This window comes from Rickettsia endosymbiont of Oedothorax gibbosus (assembly GCF_936269705.1).
GTDB lineage: Bacteria > Pseudomonadota > Alphaproteobacteria > Rickettsiales > Rickettsiaceae > Tisiphia.
The window spans coordinates 2529670-2541706 of sequence record NZ_OW370493.1 but is presented as its reverse complement, the minus strand read 5'-3'; the positions used below and the strand labels follow the sequence as shown (position 1 = coordinate 2541706).

The following is a 12037-nucleotide window of genomic DNA, read 5'->3' as shown; positions in this document are numbered from 1 at the left end:
CGCAGTGGTGTAAAATGGGTTTTTAACTGATAAAGGTACTCAAATGGCTAGGTTAATATTACCACAAGGTTTTCATGGTCATGATTTTATAAAAATGATGAAACATGAGCCGCATGGTCGAAATCGTATACGTTTATTGGCGATGTATCACCTTCAATTAGGCAAATCTTTAAAAGCCATATCTGAAATAGTGAAGTCACACTGGAAAACTGTGCAATCATGGCTCAGAAGATTTAGGAATCATGGTTTTGAAGGATTATTTGAATCACAAAGAAGCGGCGCCCCTAGGAAGATTAACACTATACAAGAGTCTGCTCTTTTTGATAAAATCAATACGCTCAGTGAAAGTAAAACTGGTGGGTATATAACTGGAAAGGAGCTACATATCATGTTACTTGAGGAATATGGTGCTAAATGCGCTTTAAAAACAGTCTACAATACTATGCACCGCCTTGGTTTTAGCTGGATTACTTCTCGTTCAATGCATCCAAAGTCAAATCAAGAGACTCAAAATACATATAAAAAAACTTCCCAGACATGTTAACAAAATTATTACCAAAAAATATCGATAGATGTAAAGTTGATATATGGTCTCAGGATGAAACTCGAGTTGGGCAACAAGGTAGCTTAACTCGTATATGGGCTAAGCGTGGCACTAGACCCCGTAAAGTTCGGCAACAGCAATTCATTTCAACATATATTTATGGAGCTGCTTGCCATGATACAGGAGAAGCTTTTGCATTAATTTTACCATATGCAAACACACAGGCAATGAATAAATTCTTAGAAGAGCTTTCTCGCAGTATTCAAGGCAACCGACATATAGCTTTACTAACGGATAATGCAGGTTGGCACACAGCCAAAAAACTAACTGTGCCAAGCAATATCACTTTGATACCGCTTCCGCCCTATGCACCGGAACTTAATGCAATGGAACAAGTTTGGGAATGGATCAAAAATCATTTCTTGTCTAACCAATGTTATGGTGTATATGAAGATATCGTCACTATGGCTTGTTACGCTTGGAATCAATTTGCTCATAATGTAGATTTAGTAAAATCAATTATGTATAGAGACTGGATAAACACACCGTGTTAATTATTGCAATTGGTATAAGGCATCAGCATTGATTATTATCCCTAATTTATCATGATCCTTTCTAAATCTTGTCAAAAATCTCTTGAAAGCATTCGTCTCACAATCCTCTTTCTCATCACCATCTTGTACACGAATTTCCTCAGGCATTACTGGTATTACTTGTCGTAACCCAAATTTTACAATAGCCCCTTGTAATACTTGATGACAATGATATTGGTTATTTTTATGCCCTCTAATTAGGCAACGTTTACAACTCACGTCAATTCGGGATAAGGATATTGTGAACATGTAGATTAAAATCAAATTTTGTTGAAGGTTTATTTTTCTTTAATGAGTAAGCAACAAGAGTAGATAATATATGGACAAAGGCATTTATTGGTGATCTATGTCTAGTATGTTCAAGGTTCATTTTATTTTTTAGATAATCAAAAACTGTTTCAATTAAGTTACGCTTTCGAAGTAAGATTTTTTCTTTCAAATCCATTAATTTATTTTCCATATTCTTCTTAATTCCATGAATCATTTTTAAGCCTCTTTCATATAAATTTAAGAACAAATTTTGCTTAATATAACCTTTATCAGCTGCTATAATTCCAGTTAATCTTTTTGTTAACTCCGGTACTGGAACCCTATCATCTACATTGCCTTTGGTCACTTTTAATGCCATAAACTCCCCTTTATTATTGATTATTACATGTAATTTAAAACCATAAAAATACCCCATAGAGGATTTACTATGTTTGGCTAATCCTTTAAAAACTTTATTGCTATAACGCCTTTTATTGTGACAAGCTTTAATCGTTGTAGAGTCAATAAAATAAATACCTGTTTCCTCACCAAACAACAAATGAATCAACATATTTAGCGGTATGAATAATCGTGCCATTAATTCAACAAATCTATTATAACTCAAGGCTTTGGGAAAATCATCCTTATGCATGCACTCTATATAACTTTTATAGAAAAATTTAAAATTCTTAGCATAGGATGTATGAAACATAATTATTATTGTTAACATTTCACTTAGACTCATGCTACAACAGCGATTTCTTTGCTTATTTGATGGTAATAACTTTCTCTGTTCATACTCCAAATAAATTTTACAAAAATCATCTATAAAACTATATAATTCTGTGATATCTTTTTTCATGCCTGTAGTTTGTTTTTTTGTTTAAAAATATAAATACTGCAGGCACTCCTTTTTGACAATCCTTTTATCTATTACTATTTCATCTATATCTTATCCCGAACTGACGTAATAACGTGAATTATGATAAGTTTGTATAAAAATATTTATAGAATTCAAGAAAATACATACAAATCTTTAACAGAAAAATAGATTATTCGTCTTAAAGTTGAGTGGATCGCAATGCTAAAATTTCCCTATGTATCCATAATGTCATATTTGGAATTGCTGCTTTTCAAATATTCTTTCTCCTAACACACTAGTTTGAAAGAAGGTTTTATTTTTACCATAGCTCACCACCAACAGTTTGTTTATGTTATTATATAATGCTTAGCATTTTGTTTGGTGCTTACGTCAAACTCAGGTTATAGTTAACTCGAGAGGGGCAGATGTCATCCCTGCTAGAATTAGTGTCACCCCTGCGAAGGTAGAGGTCTAGATTCCCGCCGTTGCTAAGAATGACAATGGTGGGCGGAAATGGCAACTTAACTTATATTTCTATTTTCAGTTGCGATTTGTAAATCGTCGTGATACTATAGTTAATTCAGGAGAATTTGGGGCTAGGATCGACGAGTAACACTCGTCCCCAATTTCTCATCAATTGACTATATTTTACTGGATTTCTCTCGTATGTTACTTTATAAATTTAACTTGATTTTATTTAGCAGATTCTAAAAATGAATGTTATAGACAAAGAAAGAGCACTACTTGCTGCACTTAGCCAAATTGAAAAAAGTTATGGTAAAGGTTCGGTTATGAAACTTGGGCAACGCCGAGCTGTAGACGTTGAGGCAATACCAACAGGATCGCTAGGACTTGACCTAGCACTTGGTATAGGCGGTCTCCCTAAGGGAAGGATTATTGAAATTTTTGGACCAGAGAGTTCGGGAAAGACTACCTTAACTTTACATGTAATTGCTGAAGCACAGAAGAAAGGTGGCACTTGTGCTTTTATTGACGCAGAACATGCTTTAGACCCAGCATATGCCAAAAAATTGGGAGTAAATATTGACGAGCTTATTATTTCTCAACCAGATACTGGAGAACAGGCACTTGAAATAACCGATACTCTAGTACGCTCTGGGGCTGTTGATATGGTCATTATAGATAGTGTTGCTGCTCTTGTACCTAAAGCAGAAATTGAAGGAGAAATGGGTGACTCCCATATGGGGTTACAAGCTAGATTAATGAGCCAAGCACTTAGGAAACTCACCGCATCAATTTCCAGAACTAATTGTGTAATTATTTTCATTAATCAAATTAGAATGAAAATAGGCGTCATGTTTGGCAGTCCAGAAACTACCACAGGTGGAAATGCTTTAAAATTTTATGCCTCAGTAAGGCTAGATATCAGAAGAATCTCATCAATCAAGGATAAAGATGAAGTAGTAGGTAGTCAAACTAAGGTCAAGGTTGTTAAGAATAAAGTCTCACCACCATTCAAAACTGCAGAATTTGATATAATGTATGGTAGTGGTATTTCTAAAGAAAGCGAGATAATAGACCTTGGCGTTAAATTGGAAATAATAGAAAAGTCTGGTTCTTGGTTTTCCTATAAAGATATTCGTATAGGACAAGGTAGAGAAAATGTTAAACATTACCTAAAAGAACACCCTGCTATCTGCTATGAAATAGAACAGCTAATTCGTCAAAAATCTTCTAATAATACTAATATTACTTTTGATAGTGAAACGGTAATTATGGAAGAGGATGAATAACAAATATTTAATATCCTAGTGGGCTGGAATAGCAAAAAAGTTAGAGTCATACCTGCGAAGGCAGGTATCTAGATTCCCGCCTACGCGGGAATGATGGTATGGACGAGTGAAGCGAAATATGCTTTACTTGTACGGAGTCAGCTGAAAAATAGTTTTCAGCTGCTCCAAATTAAATAATAATTTAATTAATAGGTCCATACCATGATAAATAATAGCATAAAAAATACTATAATAGGAATAGATTTAGCAAAAAATAGTATGCACTTGGTGCAAGTCGATCAAAATGGCAAAAAAATAGGTTATCAAAAAGTTACAAGAGATGAGTTAATAGCCTATTTAAGCAATCTCGATAAAAGTTCATTGGTAGCTATGGAAGCATGTGGAGGAGCTAATTATTGGTCACAGGAAATTGCTAAGCTTGGTTTGCAAGTCAAACTAATGAAAACAAAAGATGTAAAAGTTTATGCTACATCGAAACAGAAAAATGATTATAACGATGCGTTAGCAATATGCAAAGCGGCTCGTGATCCAGAATTAAAAACTGTGCTGCCAAAAAGCAAAGAGGAACAAGATATAAAATTTTTGCATAAAATTAGAAGTAATACGATCAGAGATCGTGTGCAAAAAACTAATTCTACAATATCAAGTTTATGTGAATATGGCTATAATATAAAATTAAGTAAAAATAAATTTTGCAAATCATGTAGGCTGGAGGTAGAGTTAGCGTATAGTAAAGGTTATATAAATTCTGGGATACGGTCAATTTTACTTTTAGAATGTAAAGAAATTGAGGATTTATGTGACAAAGAGAAAACTTTAGAAAAGCTGATTATCAGCAATAATAAGCAAAGTGAGAAAGCTACTAGGTTGCAGACAATTTTTGGCATTGGAGCAATCAATGCTAGTTGTTTGAGTGTAGCCCCAATGGAAAGTTATCCAACCCCGAGGGATTTTGCTGCTTCGCTTGGTTTGGTACCAAAGCAACATAGCTCAGGAGATAAGATAGTTTTAGGAGGGATTACCAAACAGGGAGATAGATATGCCAGAACTATGTTGATTCAAGCCGCAAGGACAATAGCAATAAGAGCAAAAAGTGGTAAGGAATCGAAAGATAAACTAGTGCAGTGGGCAGTGAAGAAATTTGCTGAAAATAAATCATATAATATTATATGTGTTGGTTTAGCAAATAAGTTAGCAAGGATTGCTTATGCAGTAGTCACCAATGGTAGCGAATATGTTGCAAATTAGTTTAGTTGAGAAAAAAGAAGAAACTATGTCAACTAAATAAAAATTGGTAATTGATAAATATTGCGAGTAAAGAATAGTAACAATAAAGAGAACGAAAGTTAAAGAGTTAATGAATAAGTATTCTGAATAAATCCGTAATTATGTCGAGGCTCTAGAAGCCGTGGGAATGAGAGGTCACTCAAGGATATTTATAAGAATGCAGAAACCATTATGGCACTCGATGCCGAATATATGACCGCTTCCTTTGTGGCTCTATTTTTTTATTTTCTTTGTTGACAAATTCACTCGTCCATATATGACAAAAAATAATTACAAATTGGAGCTAAAATGATAAACTTGACTGATAAAAAATCTCTAATTACTGGAGCATCTGGAGCAATTGGTGGTAGCATTGCTAAGCTATTACACTCTCTTGGTAGCCATGTAATAATTAGTGGTAGTAACCAAGAAAAACTACAAGAATTGGGTAATGATTTAAAAAATAATTATATGATAGCACCATGCAATTTAGCCAATAGCGAGGAATGTAATAACTTGGTAGCTAATCTTGAACAAATAGATATTTTAGTTTGTAATGCTGGAATCACCAACGATATGCTAGCAATAAGAATGTCCGATGAGATATTTGAGCAAGTTATAAATATAAACTTAAAAGCTAGTTTTATTCTAAATCGTGAAGCGATAAAAAAAATGATGAAAACTCGTTATGGTAGAATAATTAATATAGCCTCTGTGGTTGCAGTTTCTGGTAATCCAGGGCAAGCAAATTATTGTGCTTCCAAAGCTGGGATGATAGGTATGACAAAGTCTCTAGCCCTTGAGGTGGCAAGTAGAGGGATCACAGTTAATGCAGTTGCTCCTGGTTTTATTAAATCAAATATGACCGATAAATTAAATGAAACTCAAAAAGAAGCTATAATGCAAAAAATTCCTCTGAAAACTTTGGGAAACCCTGAAGATGTTGCAAATGTAGTAGCTTTTTTAGCAAGTGACAAAGCTTCTTATATCACTGGTCAAACTATCCATGTTAATGGTGGATTAGTGCTGGTATAGTCAATTGATGAGAAGTTGGTGCTAGGAGCGACGAGTGACGCCTATAAGTAATAGGCGAGTGATTAGCGACGACGTCACCAACTTCTCATCAATTGACTATAATGATAACTAATATAGTGAACATAGTATGAGAACTATTATTGATATACCTGACATGCAAGTAAAAATTTTGAATCAACTATCAAAGAAAAAAAAGTGTCGAGGGCAGAAATTATAAGACAAGCTTTGGCTGACTATATAACCAATTATACTAAAAGTAAAAAAGGCTATAAATCAGCATTTGGTATATGGAAAGATCAAAAATTGGATGGCTTATTATATCAACAAAAATTACGTGGTGAGTGGGGTGAATGAAAGTATAGTGAATTAATTTGAATTGGCAACGTTATAAATTCGATTAGTATTTAGCATCAGCGTCATTGCGAGGAGCCACTTTAGTGGTGACGAAGCAATCCAAAAAAACGATTAAAATGGATTGCTTCGTCGACCTAAGGTCTCCTCGCAATGACAGTGCGATGGGTGCTTATTCAGGTTAATTGACTATACAACCTCAGTTTAATAGAAATAATGATGTCCAAAATTCTAAAAATCGGTAAGTGTCAAGTACAGTTACTACCTTTATTTCTTACTATATTAGCATTTGTCATCCTTTTATCACTGGGGTTTTGGCAAATTGCTAGATTACAGGAAAAAGAACTATTTTTAAGTTCAATGAAAAATAACCTTAATAATTCTCCTATTGATATAAAAACACTTAGTGTAGATAAATTATATGCTAAAGTAAAAGTGAAGGGGCGTTTTTTGGTTGGTAAGAATTTGCATCTTTATGGACGTAAATCCATGGCCACGGAAAAAGATGGCTATTATTTAGTCAGGCCTTTTCAAACTGATGATAACAAGATAATCTTAGTTGCCCTAGGGTGGTTTGCTGCGAGGTATAAGAAAGATATTGATAATATAACAGATGATTCGACGGAAATTACTGGTGTGATTCTCCCTGGGGAGAAAACCAAGATGTTTGTCTTAGATAATGATGTTAAAAATAATGTTTGGTTTACTTTAGACTTAACTCAAGCATCCGATATTCTTGGTTTAACATTAGAGAATTTTTATTTAATTATGGAAGGTAAAGAGGATCAATCTGATATTCTTAAAGCTTTATCAATTAACAATCTGTTAAATGTCAGAAATGATCATTTAGAATATGCCATTACTTGGTTTGCCTTGGCAATTGCATTAATAGTGATTTTTGTAATTTATCATTTGCCTAAAAAAAAATTAGAGTGTAAACTAGACTATGGGACACAAAAAAGGAGTGGTTATGATATTAAAAGTAGGCGATATTGCACCAAATTTTACTATGCCAATAGGCGAAGATAGTAAAATCAATTTATCAGATTTATCAGGTAAGTTTGTTGTATTATATTTTTATCCGAAAGATGATACACCGGGCTGTACTATTGAAGCAGGTGATTTTAATAGGCTAAAGCCAGAATTTGAAAAAATGAATACCGTAATTGTTGGTGTATCAAAGGACAATTTAGATTCTCATGATAAATTCAAGAAAAAATATTGTTTGGATTTTGATCTTGCGTCAGATTCTAACTCTGATACTTGTGAAAAATATGGAGTTTGGGTAGAAAAATCGATGTTTGGTAAGAAATATATGGGGGTCGAGAGAACTACCTTCTTAATAGACAAAAAAGGTAAGATAGCTCACATTTGGTCAAAAGTGCAAGTGGCTAAACATGCTGAAGATGTGTTGAACCAGCTGCGGAAAATAAATTGAAATAATAATATCTTCATGTAGTATACAAAACAAATGTAACTTTATGTAGGTATAAATGACTAACTGGTTTTGTAAAGGTATTATTGTTGTTTATTTTCTTCTAACTATAACCCATGCAGTCCATGCTGAAAATTTTTTTGTAGTCAAAAAACAGGGTGAACAGTTAGAGAATAGACCTGTTGACAACCAGGCTATTGACCAGCTCAAAATATATTTACGGGAAATAAAATCTATTGCTGTGGATTTTACCCAAGAAGATTCGGCGGGAAATCAGACTGAAGGGAAGCTGTTAATTAATAAACCTGCGAAATTTCGCTGTAATTATTATTCACCATTTCCTTTGGTGATTATTAGTAATGCTAACTATGTGTCGGTATATGACTATGATATGAAACATGTAAGTCGTATTAAGGCAGAGGAGAACGTATTTAATTTTTTGTTAGAAGACAACATAGATTTTGATAAATATTTTAAAATTGAGTCGACGATAGATCGAGATAATATGTTTGAAATTACTATTTATCATACTTTATCAGAGCGACGTAGTCAAATTACCTTTGACAAAGAGACTAAACAGATGAAAATGTTTAAAATACTTGAGGATGACAATGTTATTACCATAAAATTTAATCATATTGCAAAAGTACAGAATTTTGATGATGATTTGTTCAAGCTCAAACATCCAGACATATTTGGAGTACCAAAGAGACTGAACAAAAGCGATATAGAAAAAAAATATAATTTAGCTAGTTAAATAGCTTGCCTATAGATGAAAAAAGCACTATTTTATCACATGCTAGTAGTGGGCATTGGCTCTATTCAGTTGGTCAGGTTCGAAAGGAAGCAGCCAAAATAGTCTCTGGTGGGTCATTACTAGCATAATATATATAGTCAATTCAGGAGAATTTGGGGCTAGGAGCGACAACGTCACCAACTTCTCATCAATTGACTATAGCAACAACAAAATTGAATTTTCTTATATCAAGACTTATAAAATTCCTTTCCATTCTTCTGCATTCATGTAATAATTCATACTGGTAGTTCCTTGTTGAAATTGAAACTAAAAGCTACTATATATTTTTATTTTTGCAACTATTTTTTGCTAAAAATTTTTGTCAACAGAACCTAATTTAAAGGATTAACATACAAGATATATAAACTTTATTGAGGCGGCAATATGAAAGGAACGTGGGCAGATCATGAGGTAAGAAATAAATATTACGCAGATAGAGCTAGCCTGAATATTGCATGAAAGAATAGAGACAAAACCCTTGTAATACTATATAATATCAGTGTTAAAAGAAGATTACATAGAGGGTTTTGCCATGACAAATTGTACAGGATTAATTTACCAATCGAAAGTAAAAAATCGTCAAATAGAAATAAATTTCACAGGAGGTAATATTAGTAGCGATGGAGGTGTATTATTGCTAAGAGAAGCAGATAAAAGACTTGGTCTAACTAATGAACTGGCTAAGATTTTTCCTGATAAGCGAGATTCTGATAAAATTCAGAGCCTTTCTAATTAAGTGTGTAAATTTTTCATAGGGCTTAAATTCTACCTTCAAATTTTATCAAAAAGTGAGCCATAGCTGCGTTCCAGTTCGGAATCGGCATAACCCATTTCTTGGTCATATAATCAATTGCCAAATATAAGGTCTTAAAAACGGCATTATCATTTGGAAAAACCCTTTTATTCTTAGTAACCTTACGTAATTGGCTATTGACAGATTCTATACTATTAGTTGTGTATATTACTTTCCTTATCGCCTCAGGGTATTCTAGAAAAACCATTAAATTTTCCCAATGAACATACCAAGATTTAGCAATTTGTGGATACTGTTTACTCCATTTAGCTTCAAAAGATTCTAAAGCAAGATGTGCTTCTTCCTCTGTGCTAGCAGTATATATAGGCTTTAAATCAGCCGCTAATTCTTTTCGGTCTTTATATGATACATATTTTAAACTATTTCTAATCTGATGTACAATACATAATTGATGTTCGGTTTTCGGAAAAACTGCTTCTATTGCCTCAGACATACCGGTTAAATTATCACTGCAAGCAATAAGCATGTCTTGCATACCTCTGTTCTTCATCTCAGTAAAATTACCAAGCCAAAATTTAGCTCCTTCATTTTCACTGTTCCACAATCCTAAAATATCCTTCCTTCCAGATAAATCAATACCTAATGCTACATATACAGACTTATTGATAATTCGTTTATCTTGACGTACTTTTACTACTAAACAGTCAAAAAATACTATAGCATATACTCGATCCAATGGTCGGCTTTGCCATATCTTGACATCCTCAATTACATCATCAGTAATTTGACTTATCAAACTTTCGCTAACGTCAGCTCCATACAATTCTTGCATTTGAATCTTAATATCAGATAAGCTCATTCCTTTAGCGTATAACGATATTATTTTATCATCAAATCCTTCAATACGTCTTTGACGCTTCGGAATTAATGCAGGTTCAAATGTACTACTTCTATCCCTTGGAACCTCAATCTCTACAACTCCATTATTTGTTACTAGATTCTTTACTTTACTACCATTACGAACATTATTGCTATCAGTATGACAATATTTATCATATCCTAAGTGATTATTCATCTCTGACTGCAATGCCTTCTCTACAAGCCTTTTGGTTAATTGTTTTAATAAACCATCCTCTTTAAATAAAGTTGATATATCTGTATCATTATTTATTAATAAATCTATTGCTTGATTCATTGCTTCATTTTGTTTGTGACGCATTATAATTTCTCCTTTTGTTATATTATATTTTTATATAACCTTTGAAAAATTTACACACTTATTTGTACAGAGCAATTATCTTTTATCTAAATTTTCAAAAAAATATTTATCTAAATAATAAAACAACGTTTTTGTTGAATAAGTTTATGGCAAACTTCAAGTAGCTTACGCATACAAGCAACTATCGCAACTTTCTTAGGTTTAAAATTATTAACAAGCCTATTGTATAAAGTTTTTAAATATTGAAAACCATTTTTGCCAGTTAATACCGCCATGTATAAAGCATCCCGTGGTATTTTTCTGCCTCCCCTAATAAATCTTCGTCCTTGCTTATTACCACTATCACGGGCGTACGGAGCTATCCCCACAATTGCTGACAATTCATTACTACTATAATTTTTATCCCCTAATTCAGGTACAAAACTAATTAGTTTTGTAGCCAAACATTTACCAATACCAGGTACAGTCTCTAATATTTTTACCTTCTCTTTTAACTCTTCTGACTCATCTATTGTTTTGTTTAACTTCTTATCAAGCTCAGCTATTTCATTTTGTAAGAATTTAATGTGTTTTTCTATACTATCTTTATCAATACCATCAATACTATGATGTAGTCTTTTCTTTTCATTGCTAAGCATTAATACTAAATCTTCTCGTCTTTGCTTATATCTCTTCAAATTCTCTGATTCAACTTGATATATATAATTCGCTGAAAGCTGCATCTTATCACCATAATATGCTAATTTAAATGCATCCTTCCTATCAGTTTTACACAAATTTACCGATTTACTAAAAGAATTAAAACTATATGTATTGACCTTATGTATTTGTTGCTTATTATTATACAGCTTTTGACAAATCTCAGCTTCGTATCCTCCAGTGGGTTCACATATTATTAGCTTAATCTCTTGCTCTTTTGCTAATTTAATCACCTCTTCATGACCAGCTGCATCATTGGCAAAACGATGATATTTAGGTTTATCGCTTGTATTATATACACATATATCAAGCCATTGTTTACTTACATCTAGACCTATTATTTTACTCATGATATAATCTCCTTCGTCTTATTGTGCAAGGCTGCTACTTCCAACACCTTCTGCAATTTGTTCAAAGCAAACTTTGTAAGAGGGTACTTATTCTATGCTCGATTATCTCAATCAAGTACCCCTCAAATCA

13 protein-coding genes, 1 other RNA gene and 1 pseudogene are annotated in these 12037 nt (G+C 33.0%); 11 read left to right on the top strand and 4 right to left on the bottom strand.

Annotated features, from left to right (window positions below; translation table 11 throughout):
- Nucleotides 1-43: 43 nt before the first annotated feature.
- Nucleotides 44-544, top strand: a complete 501-nt coding sequence (locus NBW66_RS13915; protein ID WP_250310542.1) for a helix-turn-helix domain-containing protein — start codon at nt 44-46, stop codon at nt 542-544.
- Nucleotides 538-1098, top strand: a complete 561-nt coding sequence (locus NBW66_RS13910; RefSeq protein ID WP_250310543.1) for an IS630 family transposase — start codon at nt 538-540, stop codon at nt 1096-1098. Before NBW66_RS13915 ends, NBW66_RS13910 begins: the two co-directional genes overlap by 7 nt.
- On the opposite strand, the gene NBW66_RS13905 is transcribed toward NBW66_RS13910, so the two are convergent.
- Together NBW66_RS13905 and NBW66_RS13900 are read right to left on the bottom strand one after the other, a co-directional pair.
- Nucleotides 1099-1356 (bottom strand): hypothetical protein, encoded by a 258-nt coding sequence (locus tag NBW66_RS13905; RefSeq protein WP_250311316.1) that lies wholly within the window; start codon nt 1354-1356, stop codon nt 1099-1101.
- Between the two features lies 1 nt (nt 1357).
- On the bottom strand, nt 1358-2248 hold the full coding sequence (locus tag NBW66_RS13900; protein ID WP_250310582.1) for an IS982 family transposase: 891 nt from the start codon (nt 2246-2248) through the stop codon (nt 1358-1360).
- Nucleotides 2249-2961: 713 nt separating this feature from the next.
- Between NBW66_RS13900 and recA the strand changes: the two genes are divergently transcribed.
- From recA to NBW66_RS13855, 9 genes and pseudogenes are all read left to right on the top strand, one after another.
- Entirely contained in the window at nt 2962-4002 is a 1041-nt protein-coding gene (gene recA / locus NBW66_RS13895; RefSeq protein WP_250311315.1) for a recombinase RecA, read from the top strand.
- Between the two features lie 201 nt (nt 4003-4203).
- Nucleotides 4204-5250 (top strand): IS110 family RNA-guided transposase, encoded by a 1047-nt coding sequence (locus NBW66_RS13890; RefSeq protein ID WP_250311085.1) that lies wholly within the window; start codon nt 4204-4206, stop codon nt 5248-5250.
- A gap of 327 nt (nt 5251-5577) precedes the next feature.
- Complete coding sequence (gene fabG / locus NBW66_RS13885) at nt 5578-6303, top strand: 3-oxoacyl-ACP reductase FabG (RefSeq protein WP_250311314.1); 726 nt, start codon at nt 5578-5580, stop codon at nt 6301-6303.
- Between the two features lie 195 nt (nt 6304-6498).
- The gene (locus NBW66_RS13880) at nt 6499-6657 is read left to right on the top strand and encodes a hypothetical protein (RefSeq protein WP_239832578.1); all 159 of its coding nucleotides are present in this window, start codon (nt 6499-6501) and stop codon (nt 6655-6657) included.
- Nucleotides 6658-6870: 213 nt separating this feature from the next.
- Complete coding sequence (locus tag NBW66_RS13875) at nt 6871-7683, top strand: SURF1 family protein (protein WP_250311313.1); 813 nt, start codon at nt 6871-6873, stop codon at nt 7681-7683.
- Nucleotides 7625-8092 carry a thioredoxin-dependent thiol peroxidase gene (gene bcp / locus NBW66_RS13870; RefSeq protein WP_250311312.1) on the top strand — a complete coding sequence of 156 codons (468 nt, stop codon included), beginning with the start codon at nt 7625-7627 and terminating at the stop codon, nt 8090-8092. Before NBW66_RS13875 ends, bcp begins: the two co-directional genes overlap by 59 nt.
- 55 nt (nt 8093-8147) lie before the next feature.
- Nucleotides 8148-8846 carry an outer-membrane lipoprotein carrier protein LolA gene (locus tag NBW66_RS13865; protein ID WP_250311311.1) on the top strand — a complete coding sequence of 233 codons (699 nt, stop codon included), beginning with the start codon at nt 8148-8150 and terminating at the stop codon, nt 8844-8846.
- A gap of 37 nt (nt 8847-8883) precedes the next feature.
- An RNA gene (gene ffs, locus NBW66_RS13860) (signal recognition particle sRNA small type) lies at nt 8884-8977 on the top strand.
- Between the two features lie 440 nt (nt 8978-9417).
- Nucleotides 9418-9606 (top strand): annotated as a pseudogene (locus NBW66_RS13855) (transposase); the annotation flags it as partial.
- A gap of 37 nt (nt 9607-9643) precedes the next feature.
- Here NBW66_RS13855 and NBW66_RS13850 read toward each other — a convergent pair.
- Both NBW66_RS13850 and NBW66_RS13845 read right to left on the bottom strand, forming a co-directional pair.
- Complete coding sequence (locus tag NBW66_RS13850; protein ID WP_250310568.1) at nt 9644-10858, bottom strand: IS256 family transposase; 1215 nt, start codon at nt 10856-10858, stop codon at nt 9644-9646.
- 110 nt (nt 10859-10968) lie between these two features.
- Nucleotides 10969-11907 carry an IS110 family RNA-guided transposase gene (locus NBW66_RS13845; RefSeq protein WP_250310767.1) on the bottom strand — a complete coding sequence of 313 codons (939 nt, stop codon included), beginning with the start codon at nt 11905-11907 and terminating at the stop codon, nt 10969-10971.
- Nucleotides 11908-12037 lie beyond the last annotated feature (130 nt).